The sequence below is a fragment of the Atopomonas sediminilitoris genome (assembly GCF_022601735.1).
Classification (GTDB): domain Bacteria; phylum Pseudomonadota; class Gammaproteobacteria; order Pseudomonadales; family Pseudomonadaceae; genus Atopomonas; species Atopomonas sediminilitoris.
This window is the reverse complement of record NZ_JAKUMM010000010.1, coordinates 86,398-106,993: the sequence shown is the minus strand read 5'-3', so window position 1 is coordinate 106,993 and position 20,596 is coordinate 86,398. Positions and strand designations below refer to the sequence as shown.

The following is a 20,596-nucleotide window of genomic DNA, read 5'->3' as shown; positions in this document are numbered from 1 at the left end:
GACTTAAGTTGAATACTCAACAGCGTTATAAGGCTGATTGAGGGCATCAATCAGCCTGACGGCGCAAGAAGGCAGGGATGTCTAAATAATCCAAATCATCCTGCGGGTTTAGCTTCGCCGCGGTGGCAGCACCACCTTGGTTACGCATTACCGTTGGACGATCTAAATCGCGATAGTTCACTGCCGCGTGATCTGCTGAGCGCGCGGCTGCCTGAGAAGGCGTCACCGGCGCTGCGGCTGCAGTGGTGTTATCCACGACTTTAACCGGCTTCTCGATACGCTGACCCAAGCCAGTGGCGACCACTGTCACGTGCAGCTCATCGCGCATATCCGGATCAATCACAGTACCCACTTTCACAGTGGCGGCATCGGAAGCGATGTCTTCGATGATTTCGCCGACAGTGGCGTATTCACCCAATGACAGATCAGGACCTGCGGTGATGTTCACCAGAATGCCGCGCGCACCGTGCAGGTTGATATCTTCCAGCAAGGGATTGCGAATAGCGGCTTCGGTCGCCTCACGGGCACGGTTAGTGCCGGTAGCAGAGCCGGTACCCATCATCGCCATGCCCATTTCGCTCATCACGGTTTTCACGTCGGCAAAGTCGACGTTCATCATGCCCGGACGCGCGATGATGTCAGAAATACCGCGCACGGCACCCATCAACACATCGTCAGCCTTGGCGAAGGCAGACAATAAGCTGGCATCTTTGCCGAGGATGGTCAGCAGTTTCTCGTTGGGAATGGTGATCAGCGAGTCAACCTGCTCAGCCAGTGCGCGAATGCCTTCTTCAGCCACTTGCATGCGCTTACGACCTTCAAAGGGGAACGGACGCGTGACCACAGCCACGGTCAGGATGCCCATTTCTTTGGCCACTTCGGCAATCACAGGCGCTGCGCCCGTACCAGTACCGCCGCCCATGCCCGTGGTGATAAACACCATGTCAGCGCCTTGCAGCACTTCGGTGATGCGATCACGGTCTTCTAGCGCTGCGCTACGGCCGATCTCTGGGTTGGTGCCTGCACCTAAGCCCTTGGTAACGCTGGGGCCAAGCTGCAACACAGTGCGCGCGCCAATGCTTTTCAGCGCTTGGGCGTCGGTGTTGGCACAAATAAATTCCACGCCTTCGATGTTGTTTTGAATCATGTGATTAACGGCATTACCGCCGCCGCCACCAACACCGATGACCTTAATAACTGCACTTTGTCCGTTGTTATCCACTAATTCGAACATGCCCCTCTCCTTCTCTCTTATAGTCGCCTACATCTGTCCGCACATGGGCTGTGCGTCAGAAATTCCCCTGTACCCAGCGCTTGATCCTTTCTAGCACTGGGACGTCAGGTTCTGGGTTGAACGAGCTTGATGGCTTGCCTTGTGCCTGCTTGCGCATGGCGTAGTGCAAGAGCCCCACACTCGTCGAATAAATTGGATTACGCACGACATCCGCCAAGCCCTTAATTGCTTGCGGCATGCCTAAACGCACTGGCATATGGAATATTTCCTCAGCCAGTTCGACAGCGCCTTCCATCTTGGCCGTTCCGCCCGTGAGTACTATGCCAGCTGGAATTAATGCCTCATAGCCACTACGGCGAAGTTCAGCCTGAACTAAGGTAAAAAGTTCGTCATAACGCGGCTCAACGACCTCTGCCAGCGCTTGGCGAGACAATTCGCGCGGTGGACGATCGCCCACACTGGGCACTTTGATGGTTTCACCGGCGCCGGTTAACTTGGCTAGCGCACAGGCGTAACGCACTTTGATTTCTTCGGCGTATTGCGTCGGCGTACGCAGCGCCATGGCAATGTCATTGGTGACTTGATCGCCAGCAATCGGGATAACCGAGGTATGGCGGATGGCACCTTCGGTAAAGATGGCAATATCTGTTGTGCCACCACCGATATCGACCAAGCACACCCCGAGCTCGCGCTCGTCTTCGGTCAACACGGGATAGCTGGAAGCCAGCTGTTCTAGTGTCATGTCATCGACTTCTAAGCCGCAGCGGCGCACGCACTTTTCGATGTTTTGCGCCGCGTTGGTCGCGCAAGTCACCACGTGCACTTTGGCTTCTAGGCGCACACCCGACATCCCCAGAGGCTCGCGCACGCCCTCTTGATTGTCGATCACATAGTCTTGCGGCAGCGTGTGCAGTACGCGTTGATCCGCTGGAATTGCCACCGCTTGCGCCGCATCCATCACCCGTTCGATATCGGCAGGACTGACTTCACGATCACGAATCGCCACGATTCCGTGCGAGTTCATGCTGCGAATGTGATTACCGGAAATCCCGACATAAGCTGAATGGATACGGCAGCCGGCCATCAGTTCGGCCTCTTCTACGGCGCGCTGGATCGATTGCACGGTGGACTCAATATTGACCACCACGCCTTTTTTCATCCCACGCGCGGGCTGCGTGCCGATGCCGACCACTTCCAACTCGCCTTCGGCACCGATCTCACCGACCAGACACACCACTTTGCTGGTGCCGATATCGAGCGCGACGATCATCCTGTTCTGCTGCACGTTTGCCATTCTTGTTCTCACTCCGTTACAGGGTCTGCGCAGCTTGCGCAGGCGCCTCAGGGGTTGCGGGTTCGCGCCATGCCACCGCCAATCCTTGCTGGTAGCGCAGGTCGACACGAGCAACCTGGTCTTTCTTGTTTTTCAGCGCTTTGTCGTAAATCACCACGAAACGCCGCATTTTTTCGATCAAATGACTGCTGCCGAGAACGATTTCCATGCCTTGCGCGGTATATAAGTGCCAGCTGCCATGCTCGCGCTGCTCTAAGCGGCTGATAGAAAACCCATACGGTCGCAGGATCTGGCTGAGCATCTGGTATTCCTGCATCACGCGGTGCTGCGCACGACGTGGCCCCCACAACTTGGGCAAATGCTGGTAGTTGGCGACTTCATCCGGGGCAAACGCTTCACCGGCGTTATTCAACAGGGCTTCGTTACCCCAGCGCGCCACCGGCAGCTGCTCTTCTAAATGCACTTGCACTTGATCAGGCCAAACGCGCCGCACTTCAACGCGGGCAATCCACGGCATTTGCTCCAAGCTGTGCTGCATGCCAGGAATATCCACGTGAAAGAAGCTGGCTTGGATAAACGGCGCCATACGCTGCTGCACTGCCTGCTGGCTGACGTAACTTAAATCGCCTTGCACACTGATGCGCGCAATCGGCCGGTCCGCGTAGGGCAGCACTCGCTGCGCCAGCTCATAGCTGCCATAGCCAAACAAGACCAATAGCACAGGCCAGCTCACACGCTTAAAACCCTGCCAACTGAAGCTGGGCCAGCTGATACTCACGCGCTCACGCAGCGGCGGCCGAGCCACGACACGGCTAGCCCCGCGCGCCGGAGCTTTTTTGCTCCCGCGGGCTGGGCTATGGCTGTGACGCAAACTCGGATCGGCGCGCATCGGGTTAGCCTCGTTGCTCTACGCTGTCAGCCAAAATGGCCAACACCAGTTGGGTGAAATCCAGCCCTGCCGCCTTCGCCGCCATGGGCACTAAGCTGTGATCGGTCATGCCTGGGGCGGTGTTAACTTCCAGCAACTGAAACTCGCCGTCGGCATCTTGCATCACGTCTACGCGCGCCCAGCCTTGCACGCCCACGGCCTCGCAAGCCGCCGCGCATAAACGCTTCAGTTCAGCTTCTTTTTCGGCGCTCAAGCCACAGGGAATCAGGTACTGGGTGTCATTGGCCTGATACTTGGCATCAAAATCGTAGAAGGTGTGCGGCGTCACCAAGCGGATCGGCGGAAGCACCTCGCCGCGCAGCACGGCAACGGTAAACTCGGGGCCTTGAATGACCTGCTCGACCAAGACTTGCGGGTCCAACTTAGCCGCCACCTGCCAAGCCTGCTCTAGCTCAGCAAGACTATCGACCTTGGCCATACCAATGCTGGAGCCTTCGTGCGAAGGCTTGACGATCAGCGGGAAGCCCAAACTCTGCGCTACGTGCGCACAGTCTTCCAACGAGCTCAACGCGGCATAACGTGGCGTGGGCAAACCGGTGCTCAACCACACTTGCTTGGTGCGCAGCTTGTCCATCGCCAACGCAGAGGCCAATACGCCGCTGCCGGTGTAGGGAATATCCAAGCACTCAAGCAGGCCTTGCATGGTGCCGTCTTCGCCACCGCGGCCGTGCAGAATAATGAAGGCACGGTCGATCTTTTCACTGGCCAAGCGCTGGAGGAAGTCCGCGCCTACGTCGAGACCGAAAGCATCCACACCCGCACTTTGCAAAGCACTCAGTACGGCGTTGCCCGACTTCAATGACACTTCACGTTCGGCGGAAAGCCCGCCAAACAGCACCGCCACACGACCAAAATCGGCGGCAGCAAAACGCGACTGCACGTGACTGATCATGCCTGCACCTCGCTGAATAGCGGATGCGCTTGCAGCGCCGGCGCAAGACCACCGATATCGCCCGCACCTTGGCACAACAGGATGTCGCCTGGCTGCAGCATGGGCTTGATTAAGGGCGCCAGCTCAACATCGCGTTCAATGTAAATCGGGTCTAACTGACCACGCTGACGAATGCTGTGGCATAGATGACGGCTGTCAGCCCCGGGGATCGGCTCCTCGCCTGCGGGGTAAACCTCCATCAGGCACAGCACGTTAGTGCCTGCTAGCACCTGCACGAAATCATCGTACAAATCGCGCGTGCGGCTATAACGGTGCGGCTGATACACCATGACCAAACGGCGCTCAGGCCAACCATCGCGTACCGCCTTGATTACCGCATCGACTTCGCGCGGGTGGTGGCCGTAATCGTCGACCAACATCACGCTGCCGCCTTCAATCGGCAGCTCGCCATACACTTGGAAGCGCCGGCCAACGCCTGTAAAGCCAGACAAGCCATTGACGATAGCGGCATCACTCAAGCCTTCATCGGTGGCGATGGCAATGGTGGCCAAGGCATTCAGCACGTTGTGCTTGCCGGGCATGTTTACGCTGACGTCCAGCGGCGGCAGGTCGCGGCGCAAGACGGTAAACGAGGTTTGCATACCGTCTTGGCTGATATTGATCGCGCGTACATCGGCGTCTTCGCTGGTGCCGTAAGTCACCACTTGGCGACTGACCTGCGGCAGAATTTCGCGCACCACGGGATCATCCACACACATCACCGCCAAGCCATAAAACGGCAGGTTGTGCAGGAACTCGACAAAGGTTTTCTTCAGCTTATTGAAGTCGCCTTCGTAGGTGCTCATGTGGTCAGCGTCGATATTGGTGACCACGGCCACCATCGGCTGCAAATGCAGGAATGACGCGTCGCTCTCATCCGCCTCGGCGATCAAATAACGGCTTTCACCCAACTGAGCATTGGTGCCGGCCGCGTTCAGGCGCCCGCCAATCACGAACGTGGGCGATTTGTTGTCGGCAGCAAACACCGCCGCCAGCAAGCTAGTAGTGGTGGTTTTACCGTGCGTACCGGCCACCGCAATGCCGTGGCGATAACGCATCAGCTCGGCCAGCATCTCAGCGCGGCGCACAACAGGGATACGGCGCTCCAGCGCTACCGCCACTTCAGGGTTACTCGGATTGATCGCCGACGAAACCACGATCACGTCGGCATGCTCGGCATGCTCGGCTTTGTGGCCCAGAAACACGGTGGCGCCGAACTCTTCTAAGCGCTGAGTGACGGCTGAGCCTTTAAGGTCGGAGCCCGACACTTCATAACCCAGATTCATCATCACTTCGGCGATACCGCACATACCGGTGCCGCCAATACCAACAAAGTGAATGCGACGAATACGGCGCATTTCTGGCTGCTGGAAACGTTGCTCAGTGCGCGACATGGGCCACCTCCAAGCAAATATCGACGACGTTATTCGTGGCATTCGGCAAGGCCACGGCGCGCCCTTGAGCGCCCATTGCCAGCAATAATTCAGGTTGCATGACTACCTCTGACAACACTGCCGCCAGCTCTGGGGCATCTGTTGTGGCTTGGGGCAACAGGCGCGCGGCGCCGTGCTGCACAAGAAATTCAGCGTTCTTAGTTTGGTGATCGTCGATTGCGTGCGGCAGCGGAATGAGCAGCGCCGGCAAACCTGCGGCGGCAACTTCACTGACGGTCAACGCGCCGGCGCGGCAAATTACCAGATCAGCCCACGCATAGGCAGCTGCCATGTCGCGAATAAAGGGTAAAACTTCCGCTTCGACCTTCGCCTCGCGGTAGCGAGCCACGCTCGGCTCAACATGGTTCTTACCGCACTGATGCTTAATCTTGGGGCGCTTTTCATTGGGCAGCTGGGCGATAGCCTCAGGCACCAGCTTATTTAATGGCTCAGCACCTAAGCTGCCGCCCAGCACCAGCAAACGCACCGCACGCCCCGCCAGTGGCGCACGCGGCGTTGGGATAAACAGTTCTTCACGCACCGGATTGCCGGTGGTGTAGCACTTGGCCGAGGCTTTAAACGTACCGGGGAAGGCTTCACACACCCGCGCGGCAATCGGCGCCAAGGTGCGATTGGCTGTGCCTGCAACCGCGTTTTGCTCATGAATCACTACGGGCACGCCGGCCATGCGCGCCGCCAAGCCACCAGGGCCGGTCACATAGCCGCCCATACCCAACACGCAAACCGGCTGTACGGTTTTGATCACTTGACGTGCTTGCCAAACAGCACGCAACAGCTCCAACGGGGCTTTCACTAGACTCTTAATGCCTTTACCACGCAGGCCTGTCACCTGAATCAAATGCAACGGTAAGCCCGCCTGGGGGACTAACTCGTTTTCAATCCCGCGCGGTGTGCCTAACCAATGCACCTCATAGCCACGGGCTTTGAATTCACGCGCGCAAGCCAGCGCTGGGAACACATGTCCGCCGGTGCCGCCCGCCATGATTAACACTGCGCCCTTAGCCATGCACCAAGTCCTCTTCGCTCAACTCTACTTGGGCATTACCCAGCGCATGACGACGTTCCCAGTCGATACGTAGCAACAGCGCCAAACACAAACAACACACCACCAGCGAACTGCCGCCATAACTCAAAAACGGCAGCGTCAGGCCTTTGGTGGGCAACAAGCCGACGTTCACGCCGACATTAATCAGAAACTGGCCAATCCACATGATGGCAATGCCGTACGCCACATAGGCGCCGAACAACTGATCGCTACGCTCGGCCAGCAAGCCGAGGTACAGCGCGCGCAGGGTGACAAACACAAACAAGGCGACGGTCAGCATGGCACCCACCGCGCCAAGCTCTTCGGCCAGCACGGCAAACACGAAGTCGGTGTGCGCTTCCGGTAGGAAGAACTGCTTCTGGATGCTGCCGCCTAAGCCTTCCCCGAACCAGCCACCACGGCCAAAGGCAATCAGCGCCTGGGTTAGCTGATAACCCGCACCGAACTGCTCGGACCACGGATCAATAAAGTTGGTCAGACGCTGCATCCGGTAAGGCTCAAGCCAAACCAGTGCGCCCACCGCGATGACGACAAACACCACCATCAACATAAAACGCAACAGGCCCACACCGCCTAAAAACAACATACCGATAGCGGCGCCCATCAATACCACGGTGGCTCCAAAGTCAGGCTCCATCAGCAGCAAACCAGCCATGGGGATCAACACCACGAAGGGCTTAAAGAAGCCCCACCAACTGGATTGCACTTCCGCTTGGCGGCGCACTAAGTAGCCGGCTAAGAAGAAGATCGCCGCCACCTTGGCCAGCTCGGAAGGCTGCACATTGAAGAAGCCGAAACCTAACCAGCGCATGGCGCCGTTCACTTCCCGCCCGACACCGGGAACAATCACCGCAAGCAACAACAAGAAGGCGCCAGCCAACACCATGGGCGCCAAGCGCCGCCACAAGTCCAGCGGCACCATCAAGGTGAACAGGGCGACCGCAGCCCCCACCGCCAGATAAAACAAGTGGCGCCACAGGTAATACAAGGATGAGCCTAAGTTTGCCGCCGCCACCTCAGACGAGGACGACGTCACCATCACCAACCCCAACCCCAGCAGCGCCATGCAACCGGCAAGCAGCGGGAAGTCTAAGTCCAGCCCACGCGGGCCAAACACTGGGGACGGGATCAGGCGCAGTTTGATCATCACGCCAGCCCCTCGACGGCACGGGCGAACACCTGACCACGCTCTTCGAAGTTGCGGAACATATCCAAGCTGGCACATGCCGGCGACAGCAGGACCGCATCGCCACGCTGGGCGCGCTCGGCACAGGCGCCTACGGCCTCTTCCAGACTGCTTACGCGGACTAGCTCCACGGTGTCGGCGAGCGCCTGTGCTAACAACTCGGCATCGCGCCCCAACAGCACCACCGCACGACAATGTGCCGCCACCGCAGGCTTGAGTGGGGCAAAGTCGGCGCCTTTACCGTCGCCACCGGCGATCAGCAGCAGCTTGCCGTCGATATCCGCGCCTAGGCCTTCGATCGCAGCCAGTGCAGCACCCACGTTGGTGGCTTTGGAGTCATCGTAGTAAGTCACGCCGCGGCGCTCGCGCAGCCATTCACAGCGATGCGGCAGGCCAGTGAACTGGCGCAGCGTCTCTAGCATCGGCTCTAGCGCCAAGCCCACAGCCTGCCCCAGTGCCAACGCCGCCATGGCGTTAGCTTGGTTATGCGCGCCACGGATTTTTAGCTCGCGCACCGGCAACAGCGGGTTAAATTCATAGGCGATGTGTTTTTCGCCGTTTTCTTCAAGCAGACCAAAGGCTTTTAAGTCCGGCTTATTTAGGCCGAACGACAAGCGTGGCAGGTCATCGGCCACCAACGGACGCGTCAGCGCGTCATCGCGGTTAATCACCACCTGCTGCGCACCGCGGAAGATGCGATGCTTGGCCAAGTGGTAGGCGGCAATACCGCTGTAGCGGTCCATGTGGTCTTCGCTGATATTCAGCACCGTGGCCACCGCCGCGCCGAGGTTATGGCAGCTTTCCAGCTGAAAGCTCGACAACTCCAGCACGTATAACTCAACGCTATCATCGAGCAGATCCAGCGCCGGCGTGCCCAGATTGCCGCCAATAGCAACCTTCTTACCGGCCGCCGCAGCCATGGCCCCCACCAGCGTGGTGACCGTGCTCTTGGCGTTGGAGCCGGTAATCGCCACCACAGGTGCTTTGGCGTAGCGGCTGAACAAATCAATATCACCTGACAACTTCACGCCACGCTCAGCCGCTTGTTGCAATGCGGGGGTGGCCAGCGCTAGACCTGGGCTGACGTACAGCTCTTGCGCCCGGCAAAGAAAATCCACATCCAGCGCGCCGCAACGCACCTCTACCTGCGGATAGTCGCGTTGCAAGGTAACCAACTCTGGCGGCTGCTCGCGCGTATCAGCCACCGCAAAGGGCACGCCTTGGCGCGCTAAAAAACGTACCAGCGACATGCCGCTCTTGCCGAGGCCGACAACAATGCGGAACTGGTCAGTGGCGATCAGGCTCATGCTGATATCCTCAACGCAGCTTCAGGGTAGCGAGGCCGATCAACACCAGAATCACGGTGATGATCCAAAAGCGCACGATGACACGCGGCTCTGGCCAGCCTTTGAGTTCGAAATGGTGATGAATCGGCGCCATGCGGAACACGCGTTTGCCGGTCAGCTTGAAGGACGCTACTTGAATCATCACCGACAGCGTTTCCATCACGAACACACCACCCATGATGAACAGCACCACTTCTTGGCGCACGATCACCGCAATAGTGCCCAACGCCGCGCCCAGCGCTAGCGCGCCGACATCACCCATAAACACTTGAGCGGGGTAGGTGTTGAACCACAGAAAGCCAAGCCCTGCGCCCACCAACGCCGCGCAGAACACAATCAGCTCGCCCGCACCCGGTACGTAGGGAATCAGCAGGTATTCAGCAAACTTCACGTTGCCCGACAGGTAACAGAAGATCCCCAGCGCACCACCCACCATGACGGTGGGCATGATGGCTAAGCCATCGAGGCCGTCGGTCAAGTTAACCGCGTTGCTTGAGCCGACGATCACAAAGTAGGTCAGCACAACGAACAACACGCCCAGCTGCAACTCGACGTTTTTCAGCAGCGGCATATAGAAGGTGGTTTCCACTGGCGACTGCGCGGTGGCATACAAAAATGCCGCAGCACCCAGACCAAACACCGATTGCCAGAAGTACTTCCAGCGGCTCGGCAAGCCGCGCGAGTTTTTCTCGATCACCTTACGGTAGTCATCGACCCAGCCAACCGCGCCGAACAAGATGGTCACCGCCAGCACCGTCCACACGTAGCGGTTGCTCAGATCAGCCCAAAGCAAGGTACTGATGGCAATGCTAGACAGGATCAATGCACCACCCATGGTGGGCGTGCCTTTTTTCGACAAGTGCGACTGCGGGCCGTCATTGCGCACCGACTGGCCAATTTGGCGCAGTTGCAAAGTCCGAATCATCCACGGCCCCAAGCACAGCGACAGCACCAGCGCGGTGAGCACGCCCAAGATGCCGCGCAGGGTCAGGTATTGAAATACCGCAAAGCCCGAATGCCAGTCTTTTAGAAATTCAGCCAGTAATAGCAACATGTCTCAGTGCGCCTCCCCCGCGCCGCCGAGCGCCAGCACAACCTTATCCATGGCTGCGCTGCGTGAACCCTTGAGCAAAATAGTGGTTTCTTTATTGGTTTCTTCGGCCAGCGCTTTAATCAGCGCCGCCTGATCTGCAAAGTGCCGGCCATGCTGACCAAACGCTTTGACGGCGTAGGCCATCATCGGCCCTACCGCATACAGGGCATCCACTTTGCCCTTGGCGTAAGCGCCCACTTCGTGGTGTGACGCTTGCGCCCATTGTCCTAGCTCGCCCATATCGCCGAGCACCAACACTTTGCGGCCGCTGAACTGACGCAAGGTATCGATAGCGGCTTTCACAGCCACCGGATTGGCGTTGTAGGTATCGTCGATCAGGCGCACATCGCCATGGCCCAAGGTGATCACCCCGCGACCACGCACTGGCGCCAAGCTGGCCAAGCCGCTGGCAATTTCCGCCAAGCTAAAACCGAGCTCACTGCAAGCCGCAGCGGCGGCCAACGCATTGGCCACATTATGCAGCCCCAGCAATTGCAGCTGGATGGCTTGCCGACCTGCGGCGCACACCAGCTCAAACTGAGGACAGCCGCGCGCGTCCTGACTCAAGCCCTGCGCGGTGAAATCCGCCGGCTTGCCATTCATCGAAAAACTCAGCACTTTACGGCCAGCGGCGCGTGCTACCCACTGTGCATAGGCCGCATCATCGGCATTCAGCACCGCGACGCCCGTCGCGGCCAAGCCGTCAATAATTTCGCCCTTGGCCTGAACAATTTTCTCCGGCCCACCAAACTCACCCACGTGCGCGGTGCCCGCGTTGGTGATGATGCTGATGTGCGGCTCAGCCAAAGCCACCGTGTAAGCGATTTCGCCAACATGGTTGGCGCCGAGTTCGATAACTGCGTGCTTGTGCTCCGGCGCAATGCTGAGCAAGGTCAGCGGCGCACCCAAGTCATTGTTCAGATTGCCGCGTGTGGCCAGCACTGCACCGTGCTGCGACAAGATCGCCGCGAGCATTTCTTTCACGGTGGTTTTGCCACTGGAGCCGGTCACCGCCAGCACTGGCCCGCTGAACTGACGGCGATTGATCTGGCCTAGCAAACCCAGCGCAATGCGGGTGTCCGCCACGTGCAATTGCGGGAGATTGACCTGGCTATCGATGGTATCCACCAGTGCCGCTGCCGCGCCTTGCGCCGCCACTTGCGCTAAATAAGCGTGACCATCAAAGCGCTCGCCGCGGAGAGCCACAAACAAGCTGCCCGCGCACAAGGTGCGACTGTCGGTGCTGACCGCCCCAAAGCTGGCGTCCAGCCCGTGGATTTGGCCATTCAAGGTGTCCGCTATCTGACTTAAGCGCAGGGCATCAAGCATGCTTGCTCTCCCACTGCGCCAACGCATTGGTCGCTTGTTCGATATCAGAGAACGCATGACGCACGCCGTTTATTTCTTGATACGGCTCGTGCCCCTTCCCGGCCAGCACCACCACATCACCGGCTTGCGCGCTGTTGATGGCTTGCTTGATCGCGTCCGCTCGGCCGGCGCGCAGTTCAGCCTTAGCCGCCGCGCTGAAGCCTTGCTGGATGTCGGCAAAAATTTGCGCGGGATCTTCGCTGCGCGGGTTGTCATCGGTCACCAGCACACGATCCGCCAAGTGCTCAGCGACCTGCGCCATCAGCGGACGCTTACCGCGGTCACGATCACCGCCGCAGCCAAACACGCAGATCAGCTGACCATGGCAATGCACGCGCATGGCCTCTAAGACTTTCTCTAGCGCATCGGGGGTGTGGGCATAATCCACCACCACCAAAGGCTGCTCGCCACCGCCCAACCGCTGCATGCGGCCTTGCGGCGCTTGGACAAACGCCAGCTCACGCAAGATATCTGCTAACGAATAGTCTTGCGCCAGCAAGGCACCGACGACCGCCAGCAAATTGCTGAGATTGAATCGACCAAGAAGATTGCTGCGTAGCAGACCAGCGCCGTAGCGGCCCGCCAGATTGGCGCGCACGCCTTGATCATCAAACTGCACGTCGGTGCAATACAGATCAGCTTGCGGATTATTAATGCTGTAGCTCAGCAACCGGCTCTCAGCAGGCTGCGTGGCCAACTCGGCACCGAAGGCATCGTCGATATTGATCACCCGGGCTTTTAATCCACGCCAAGCAAACAAGCGCGCCTTTACCGCGCCATAGCTGGCCATGTCTCCGTGGTAATCCAAGTGATCGCGCGACAAGTTGGTAAAGACCGCCACATCAAAATGCAGCTCAGCGACACGCCCCTGATCCAAACCATGCGACGACACTTCCATGCTCACTGCTTGAGCACCGGCCTGCTTAAAGCGCGCCAGCTCGGCCTGCACCGACAACGCATCCGGCGTGGTGTGCAAACCCGCTTGCAGCTCATCGAAGAAGCCATTACCTAAGGTGCCAATAATCGCGCACGGCCGCTGCAAGCGCCCCAGCACTTGCGCCAGCAACTGGCTCACACTGGTTTTGCCGTTGGTGCCAGTAACGCCAATTAACTCCAGATTACGACTGGGTTCGCCATAAAAACGCCCAGCGATGCTGGAGAGATGTTGCGCCAAATGACGCACCGGAATCAGCGGCACGTCGGTTTGCGGCAACTCAGGCGCGTTTTCACTTTCGTAAGCCACAGCCGCAGCCCCCTGCGCGATGGCATCAGCGATGTGCGCACGACCGTCTACCACATGCCCTGGCAAGGCGAGGAACAAATCGCCGGCATGCACTTTGCGGCTATCCAAGGTCAGCTCGCGGATCAAAACACTGCTGCTGGCTTCCACCAGCAATTGACTCAATGGCATTGGCATTAGCTGCGCCCTCCTTGCTTGGCTTTGGCTTGCTCAGCCAAGGCGGGCTCTTCTGGCGCAGGCTTAGGCAGATTGTCTGGCATCACGTTCATCAGGCGCAGCGCACCGCCTACCACCTCGCCAAACACCGGTGCGGCAACAAAGCCGCCGTAATACTGACCGAACTTGGGGCGTGGCTCGTCGATCACCACTACGCCGGCAATACGCGGCTTACTGATGGGCGCCACACCGGCAAACACCGAGCGGTACTTTTTGTCTTCATAACCACCTCCGGCCTTGGTTTTGTGCACGGTGCCGGTTTTGCCGCCAACCTGATAACCGGGAATACGCGCCTTGCTACCGGTACCGCCGTCTTCATCCACCACGGTGCGCATCATGGTCAACACCTGACTCGCCACCTCGGCATTCATCACGCTCACAGGCTCTGGCCGCTGATCCAATCGCACCAGCGACAACGGCACGGTTTTCCCTTCGTTGGCGAGCACGGCATACGAATGCGCGAGCTGCGCGGCGGTCACCGACAAGCCGTATCCGTAGGACATTACCGCCGTTTCAATCGGCTTCCAGACCCGAAAATTCGGCAAATTGCCGACGCGCTCACCCGGAAACCCCAGCCCCGTGTCCTGCCCCATGCCGACTTGCTGCAGCATGCTGTAGAGGTGCTCACCGCCCACATCCAAGGCAATGCGCGCCACGCCCACGTTGCTGGATTTTTTGATCACGCCGGTGATATCCAGTACGCCGTAGTTGTGCACATCGCGCACCGTTTTACGGCCGACCTGCATATAGCCAGGACGCGTATCCATCACGGTCGCCGGCGCATATTTACCGGAGTTCAACCCCATCGCCACGGTAAACGGTTTAACCGTCGAGCCCGGCTCGAACACATCAATCAGGGCGCGATTGCGCATGGCCGCAGGGTCAAGATTGCGGCGATTATTCGGGTTGTAGGTCGGCTGATTGGCCATCGCCAGCACTTCGCCGGTCTGCACATCGACCAGCACCAAGGAACCGGCCTTGGCATCGAAATCCAACAGCGCTTGGCGTAAGGCACGGTGGGCCAAGTACTGAATACGCAAATCAATCGACAAGGCCAAGGTCTTGCCGCGTCGCGCATTGCTCAGCACTTGCACATCTTTGATCACTTGGCCGCGACGGTCTTTGAGCACCTGACGCTTACCCGGCACGCCACGCAGCCACTCATCAAAGGCCAGCTCAACGCCCTCTTGCCCTTGCTCATCCACGTTGGTGAAGCCGACCACATGTGCCGCCACTTCGCCTGAGGGATAAAACCGGCGGAATTCGTCTCGCGCGTACACGCCATCGAGGTTCAGCTTGAGCACGCTAACGCCCTGCTCAGGGGTCATGCCGCGCGCCAAGTACATGAATTCACGTTGAGCGTTGATTTCAATCCGACGCGCCAGCTCTTTACCGTCGACACCCAGCGCCTGCGCTAACTCAGCCCAACGGGCGCGCTCGCCCATAAGCTCTTTAGGATTGCCCCATAACGTCAGCACTTGTGTGCTCACTGCCAGCGGCTCGCCATTGCGGTCGGTGATCAAGCCGCGATGTGCAGGAATCGGCACATAACGCACGCTACGCGCGTCGCCATGCGCTTGCAGGAATTCACGATCGACAATATGCAGATCAATGATGCGCCAGCCAATAACGCTGGCCAGCGCAACCACAGCCACGCAGACCAACCCGAAGCGCCACGGATAACGGGCCGAGGTTAAACGGCTCATGGCGACACCAACTGCACGTCAACGGCTGCCGGTACGCGCATCCCCAGCTGACCCGTGGCCAATGTTTCGATCCGTGCGTGTGAGGTCCACGTGCTCTGCTCCAGCACCAAGCGCCCCCACTCCGCCAGCGCGCGATCGCGCACGCTGAGCTCGGCGTACAAATCATTCAGCAGCAGGCGATTCCAGTGCTGGGTGTAGGCCACACCCAACGCAGTCATCAGCACCAGCACGAACATCACCAACAGCAGCAAGCTGCCGGCCGGCATACCCAAGCTTAAGCCGCGCGCGTTCATCGCAGCTTCTCCGCGATACGCAACACGGCGCTACGAGCGCGCGGGTTGGCACGCACTTCGGCATCGCTGGCCTTAAGCGCCTTACCCATTAACTTCAGACGTGGCTGGAAGGGTTCCAAGCGCACCGGCAAGTTACGCGGCAGGTTGTCTTGCTCACCTTTAACTTGCTTGCGCATGAACTGTTTGACGATGCGATCTTCCAGCGAATGGAAGCTGATAACCGCCAAGCGACCGCCCACCGCCAAAACGTCCAGCGCGGCCTCTAGGCCGCGCTCCAAATCTTCTAGCTCCTGATTCACATGAATCCGCAGCCCTTGGAACGCCCGCGTGGCTGGGTGCTTACCCTTCTCCCAAGCCGGGTTCGCCTCTTTGATAACTTCCGCCAGATCCAGCGTATGGGTAAACGGCGCTTGCTCGCGGCGCTGCACAATGGCGCGCGCCATCCGACGGGAGAAGCGCTCCTCACCGTACTGGTAAAACACGCGCGCAATTTCTTCTTCGTCAGCAACAGCAATCCACTCAGCCGCGCTCACGCCCGCATCAGGATTCATGCGCATATCCAGCGGGCCGTCTTGCAAAAAACTAAAGCCGCGACTGGCATCGTCTAACTGCGGTGACGACACGCCCAAATCCAGCAGCACGCCATCTACATGTCCAGCCAAGCCCCGCACCGCCAACTCATCAGCCATCTCGGCAAAGGAGCGCTGCACAATGGCAAACCGCGCATCCTCGCTAGCCAGCGCTTGGCCCGTAGCGATCGCTTGCGGGTCTTTATCAAAGCCCAGCACACGGCCCTGCTCGCCCAACTGAGCCAACACCGCGCGGGTGTGGCCGCCGCGACCGAAAGTGCCATCCACATAGCAGCCGCCCGCCACAAGGCTTAAGGCCTCGATACTGGGCTCCAGCAGCACGCTGATGTGTTGGTGACTATCGCTCATCACAAGGTCAGGCTCTGTAATTCTTCCGGAAGACTTTCCGGACCAGTGATCGCCGCTAGATCTGCCTCGCACTGGGCATCCCACGACGTCTCGTTCCACAACTGAAATTTGTTGATCTGGCCAACCAGTACCGCTTTCTTGTCCAGCCCTGCACGCTCACGCAAGCGTTGCGGCACCAAGAAACGACCACTGCTATCGAGCTCCATCTCAACGGCATTACCAATCAACACGCGCTGCAAACGACGCGCCTGCTCATTCAAAGAGGGCAAGGAGCGCAATTTGCTTTCGATGATTTCCCACTCGGGCAGCGGGTAGACCAAGAGGCAAGGGTCAACGGTGTCCAGCGTCACGATTAACTGCCCTTCACAGGCGGACACCAACGCATCGCGATACCGACTCGGCATCGCTAAGCGCCCTTTGGCGTCCAGCGTGATGGCGTTAGCTCCGCGAAACACTGTGGTTAACCCCCTTGATTAGCTGTCCATGCCTAATTAATCCCACTTCTACCCACTTCATACCACTTGAGCACACTATAGGTACGCAGAATGCGCCGCGCAAGACAGCAATACGGGAAAAAACCCTTATCTGACGGAGGGTTAGCAAAAACAGGGGAAAGTGGGACAGCAAAACGCCAGTGCTTTGACTTGCGTTATTTTGCAAGACAAGGCACTGGCGCTAGAACTTAAAGTAAGTTCTCAAGAGTAAGATTTTTTCAATCTTGATTTGGAACTAGATATGCCGAAGTCGACATAAAAGAATAAAACGAGTTGGTCTATAAGCCGGGTTCTGTCGAGGACAGTCATTCCTCTGGGATCGCCATCACTGACAACCTCTAGCAACCTACCCGAACCCAGCGCGGGCCACGCCAATGGGTTCCTATTTGGTCTTGCTCCAAGTGGGGTTTACCACGCCACGAACTGTTACCAGTCGCGCGGTGCGCTCTTACCGCACCGTTTCACCCTTACCGGCGCTTTCGCGCTTAGGCGGTCTACTCTCTGCTGCACTTTCCGTAGGCTCGCGCCTCCCAGGCGTTACCTGGCACTTTGCCCTATGGAGCCCGGACTTTCCTCCACCTTGCGGCAGCGACTGTCCAACCAACTCGGGGCGCAAGCTTATAGAGTGCTCAAGCGAAGCTCAAGCTTTACGCGCCAGCGCCTGCTGATACAGCAGGTTTTTACGCACGCCGGTAATTTGCGCTGCCAGCGCCGCCGCCTTTTTCACCGGCAGCTCAACCAACAGTGCATCGAGTATCGCAAGCGTAGCGGCATCCAGCGACTCATCACCTTCAGGCTTCTGCCATGGCGCAATCAACACTGCACACTCTCCGCGCTGCTGATTGCTGTCAGCGGCAATCCACGCAGCTAACTCAGCCAGCGGCGCACCATGGATCGTCTCAAAGGTTTTCGTCAGCTCACGCGCCAAGACTGCCTGGCGCTCAGCCCCAAACACCGCGCACATCGCCTGCACGCTGTCTAAGAGACGGTGTGGTGCCTCATAGAAGATCAGCGTGCGCTCATCCTCAGCCAGCCCTTGCAGTCGTGCCAGACGCCCGGCCGACTTAGCCGGCAGGAAGCCTTCAAAGGCAAAACGATCTGACGGCAACCCTGCCGCCGACAGCGCCGCAACCATTGCGCAAGCTCCGGGCACCGGCACTACCACCAGCCCGGCATCGCGGACCTGACGCACTAAGTGATACCCCGGGTCAGAGATCAGCGGCGTACCCGCATCCGAAATCAAGGCCACCGACTCGCCGGCTTGCAAGCGCGTGACAATCCGCTCAGCCAAAGCACGCTCATTGTGGTCATGGCAGGCGATCAGCGGTGTGTTGATACCAAAATGCTGTATTAACTTGGCGGAATGGCGCGTATCTTCGGCAGCGATGACCGCCACCTCGGCCAAAATACGCAACGCACGCGCGGTGATGTCCTCAAGATTACCAATCGGCGTAGCCACAATGTAAAGCTGTCCTGCCGCGGCCATACGCCACCTCGCGCCGTGAATGAGCGCACATTGTAACCGCAAGCAGCGCCCATCCTGCGAGTCCGCGGCACACACAATCGCCTCTTACCCTCCGCTTTGGTTACAATCGGCGCAGCATAAAAAGCCTACGGCGGAGCCCGACCCCATGCCCTCTACTTTGCGTTTGCTAGCCACCCTTAGCCTGGCCAGCCTTTTGGCCGCTTGCGCCAGCCAGCCCAAGTCCACGCTCGGCCAGTTACCCCAGCTCCCTGAACAAGCCAGCGTTGACCAATTACTGCTGGAGGCCAGCAGCCAAAATGGCGAAAGCGCCGATTTGTTACGTCTGTCCGCCGCCGACTTAGCGCTGCAACAGAACGATCCCAGCCGCGCCAGTCAAGTCCTAGACTTGGTCAACATCGACCAGCTCAAGCCGGCACAACAAGTCTTCGCCCTCACGCTAGAAGCCGAAGCAGCCCTAGCACGCAAGCGCCCTCGCTCAGCCTTACGCGCGCTTGAGCACCCCAGCATGATGTACTTGGCTGAGCTGCCACTGGCACAACAAGAACGCACGCAACTGGCACGCGTCGTAGCATTAGAAGCCAACGACCAGACCTTGAAAGCACTGCGCGAGCGCTTGTATCTAGCCCCGTTATTACAAGGTCAGGCAGCCTTTTATAACCATCAGGCCATCTGGGCACTCGCCAGCCAACTGCCTAGCGACACCCTGCGCAGTGGCGCGCCCAGCGAAATCGACCTCGACGGCTGGATGAAACTGGCGCTTATCGTGCGCGAGAGCTCCTCAGCCGAACTGTTGCAACAAAACGTGCAAGCTTGGCGCAGCGATTACCCACAGCACCCAGCAGCCGCAGAGCTACCGAGCAAGCTAGAACAACTGCTCAGCAGCGCAGGCCAACCGCTGCAGCACATTGCTTTATTACTGCCCGCAGAAGGCGAGCTCGCCGGCGTAGGCCGCGCCTTGCGCGATGGCTTTATGGCCGCGCGACTGCAGTCCGTGCAGCAAGGCGCCGACACGCCGGAGATCACTCTGTATGACAGCAGCCGTCTCACCAGCCTCGACGACTTTTATCAGCAGGCCGCTGCCGCCGGCGCACAACTGGTCATTGGCCCACTGGACAAGCAGCAAGTCAGCGAGCTAGCTCGCCGTACTGAGTTACCGATTCCCACACTGGCACTCAATTACGCCGAAGGCACCAGCAGCGCGCCCGCACAAATGTTCCAATTTGGCCTCGCCGCCGAAGATGAAGCCCGCTCAGCCGCTCAACAAGCTTGGGCCGACGGGCATCGCCGCGCCATCGCCATGGTGCCTAACAGTGCCTGGGGCCGTCGTGTCGCGGGCGCCTTTGAGCAAGCGTGGACCAGCATGAGCGGCCAACTACTGGCCACCAGCCATGTTGATCAGCCGGTTGAGCTGGCCAACCAAATCGCCGAGTTCTTAGACCTGCGCAGCAGCGAACAGCGCACCAAGCGCTTAGCCGCCACCTTAGGCAAAGACCTCAACGCCGTACCGACACGCCGGCAAGACGTTGACTTTGTCTTCTTAGCCGCCAGCCCCATTCAAGCGCGTCAAATCAAGCCGACATTGACCTTCCAATACGCTGGCGACCTGCCGGTGTACGCCACGTCGCACGTGAACTCCGGCTTCAGCGCGCAAGAAATCAAAGACATGAACGGCATTCGCTTCTGCGAAACCCCGTGGCTACTCGATCAAGAAGACGCATTACGTCAGCAACTGGCAAGCACCTGGCCACAAGCGACCGGCAGCCTAGGCCGACTCTACGCCATGGGCATCGACGCCTACCGACTGGCCCCTCGCCTGAATCAACTGCTGCTCATGCCTGACGCCCCCGTAGATGGTGAAACCGGCCGTTTGAGCCTCACCAGCGAACGCCGCATACAACGCAGTCTGCCATGGGCTGAGTTCACTGACGGCCAAGTACGCACTCTTGACTAACAGCACCCGCGAGCGCGGCCAGCACATTGAGCAGGCCGCTCGCCAGTACTTAGAGCAAGCCGGCCTGCGCCTGCTCAGTCAAAACTGGCATTGCCGGTATGGCGAATTAGATTTGGTCATGCTGGATCAGGATACCGTCGCCTTTGTTGAGGTGCGCTATCGCCGCAGCCAAGGTTTCGGCGGCGCTTTGGCCAGCATTGACCGCCGCAAACAAGAAAAACTCGTCACCAGCGCGCAGGCTTGGTTACAAGCCAATGCGAAGTGGTCGCATCTGGCCTGCCGCTTCGATACCATCAGCGCTTCTGGCCCCGAACATCAGCTGCAACTGGAATGGCTACGCGATGCCTTCCGCCCAACTTCAAGGTGAGCCCC

General features: G+C 58.9%; 18 protein-coding genes and 1 other RNA gene. 2 read left to right on the top strand and 17 right to left on the bottom strand.

Features of this window, described 5'->3' with window-relative positions; all coding sequences use genetic code 11:
• Positions 1-46: 46 nt before the first annotated feature.
• The 17 genes from ftsZ to rsmI form a co-directional block, all read right to left on the bottom strand.
• Positions 47-1,234, bottom strand: coding sequence for a cell division protein FtsZ (ftsZ, locus tag MKI83_RS15575; RefSeq protein WP_241588150.1), 1,188 nt, complete (start codon positions 1,232-1,234; stop codon positions 47-49).
• Positions 1,235-1,289: 55 nt separating this feature from the next.
• Positions 1,290-2,528, bottom strand: a complete 1,239-nt coding sequence (ftsA, locus tag MKI83_RS15570) for a cell division protein FtsA (protein WP_241588149.1) — start codon at positions 2,526-2,528, stop codon at positions 1,290-1,292.
• A gap of 16 nt (positions 2,529-2,544) precedes the next feature.
• Positions 2,545-3,417: a cell division protein FtsQ/DivIB gene (locus MKI83_RS15565; protein WP_241588148.1), complete on the bottom strand. Its 873-nt coding sequence runs from the start codon at positions 3,415-3,417 to the stop codon at positions 2,545-2,547.
• A 4-nt stretch (positions 3,418-3,421) separates the two neighbouring features.
• Entirely contained in the window at positions 3,422-4,369 is a 948-nt protein-coding gene (locus tag MKI83_RS15560) for a D-alanine--D-alanine ligase (protein ID WP_241588146.1), read from the bottom strand.
• Entirely contained in the window at positions 4,366-5,802 is a 1,437-nt protein-coding gene (gene murC / locus MKI83_RS15555) for a UDP-N-acetylmuramate--L-alanine ligase (RefSeq protein ID WP_241588144.1), read from the bottom strand. Before murC ends, MKI83_RS15560 begins: the two co-directional genes overlap by 4 nt.
• On the bottom strand, positions 5,789-6,868 hold the full coding sequence (murG, locus tag MKI83_RS15550; RefSeq protein WP_241588142.1) for an undecaprenyldiphospho-muramoylpentapeptide beta-N-acetylglucosaminyltransferase: 1,080 nt from the start codon (positions 6,866-6,868) through the stop codon (positions 5,789-5,791). Before murG ends, murC begins: the two co-directional genes overlap by 14 nt.
• Positions 6,861-8,054, bottom strand: a complete 1,194-nt coding sequence (ftsW, locus tag MKI83_RS15545; RefSeq protein ID WP_241588140.1) for a putative lipid II flippase FtsW — start codon at positions 8,052-8,054, stop codon at positions 6,861-6,863. Before ftsW ends, murG begins: the two co-directional genes overlap by 8 nt.
• The gene (gene murD / locus MKI83_RS15540; protein ID WP_241588138.1) at positions 8,054-9,400 is read right to left on the bottom strand and encodes a UDP-N-acetylmuramoyl-L-alanine--D-glutamate ligase; all 1,347 of its coding nucleotides are present in this window, start codon (positions 9,398-9,400) and stop codon (positions 8,054-8,056) included. The genes ftsW and murD overlap by 1 nt, the downstream gene beginning before the upstream one ends.
• Positions 9,401-9,410: 10 nt before the next feature.
• The gene (gene mraY / locus MKI83_RS15535; protein ID WP_241588137.1) at positions 9,411-10,493 is read right to left on the bottom strand and encodes a phospho-N-acetylmuramoyl-pentapeptide-transferase; all 1,083 of its coding nucleotides are present in this window, start codon (positions 10,491-10,493) and stop codon (positions 9,411-9,413) included.
• A gap of 3 nt (positions 10,494-10,496) precedes the next feature.
• Complete coding sequence (locus tag MKI83_RS15530; protein WP_241588136.1) at positions 10,497-11,861, bottom strand: UDP-N-acetylmuramoyl-tripeptide--D-alanyl-D-alanine ligase; 1,365 nt, start codon at positions 11,859-11,861, stop codon at positions 10,497-10,499.
• The gene (murE, locus tag MKI83_RS15525) at positions 11,854-13,317 is read right to left on the bottom strand and encodes a UDP-N-acetylmuramoyl-L-alanyl-D-glutamate--2,6-diaminopimelate ligase (protein WP_241588135.1); all 1,464 of its coding nucleotides are present in this window, start codon (positions 13,315-13,317) and stop codon (positions 11,854-11,856) included. Before murE ends, MKI83_RS15530 begins: the two co-directional genes overlap by 8 nt.
• A complete protein-coding gene (locus MKI83_RS15520) occupies positions 13,317-15,062 on the bottom strand; it encodes a peptidoglycan D,D-transpeptidase FtsI family protein (protein WP_241588134.1) in 1,746 nt (581 codons plus the stop codon). Before MKI83_RS15520 ends, murE begins: the two co-directional genes overlap by 1 nt.
• Entirely contained in the window at positions 15,059-15,355 is a 297-nt protein-coding gene (gene ftsL / locus MKI83_RS15515; protein WP_241588133.1) for a cell division protein FtsL, read from the bottom strand. The genes MKI83_RS15520 and ftsL overlap by 4 nt, the downstream gene beginning before the upstream one ends.
• Entirely contained in the window at positions 15,352-16,293 is a 942-nt protein-coding gene (rsmH, locus tag MKI83_RS15510) for a 16S rRNA (cytosine(1402)-N(4))-methyltransferase RsmH (RefSeq protein WP_241588132.1), read from the bottom strand. The genes ftsL and rsmH overlap by 4 nt, the downstream gene beginning before the upstream one ends.
• On the bottom strand, positions 16,293-16,748 hold the full coding sequence (mraZ, locus tag MKI83_RS15505; protein ID WP_241588131.1) for a division/cell wall cluster transcriptional repressor MraZ: 456 nt from the start codon (positions 16,746-16,748) through the stop codon (positions 16,293-16,295). Before mraZ ends, rsmH begins: the two co-directional genes overlap by 1 nt.
• A gap of 304 nt (positions 16,749-17,052) precedes the next feature.
• Positions 17,053-17,395, bottom strand: an RNA gene (gene rnpB / locus MKI83_RS15500) — RNase P RNA component class A.
• Positions 17,396-17,427: 32 nt separating this feature from the next.
• Positions 17,428-18,273: a 16S rRNA (cytidine(1402)-2'-O)-methyltransferase gene (gene rsmI, locus MKI83_RS15495; RefSeq protein ID WP_241588130.1), complete on the bottom strand. Its 846-nt coding sequence runs from the start codon at positions 18,271-18,273 to the stop codon at positions 17,428-17,430.
• A 145-nt stretch (positions 18,274-18,418) separates the two neighbouring features.
• Here rsmI and MKI83_RS15490 point away from each other — a divergent pair, with 145 nt between their 5' ends.
• Positions 18,419-20,224 (top strand): penicillin-binding protein activator, encoded by a 1,806-nt coding sequence (locus tag MKI83_RS15490; protein ID WP_241588128.1) that lies wholly within the window; start codon positions 18,419-18,421, stop codon positions 20,222-20,224.
• Entirely contained in the window at positions 20,217-20,591 is a 375-nt protein-coding gene (locus MKI83_RS15485) for a YraN family protein (RefSeq protein WP_241588127.1), read from the top strand. The genes MKI83_RS15490 and MKI83_RS15485 overlap by 8 nt, the downstream gene beginning before the upstream one ends.
• Positions 20,592-20,596 lie beyond the last annotated feature (5 nt).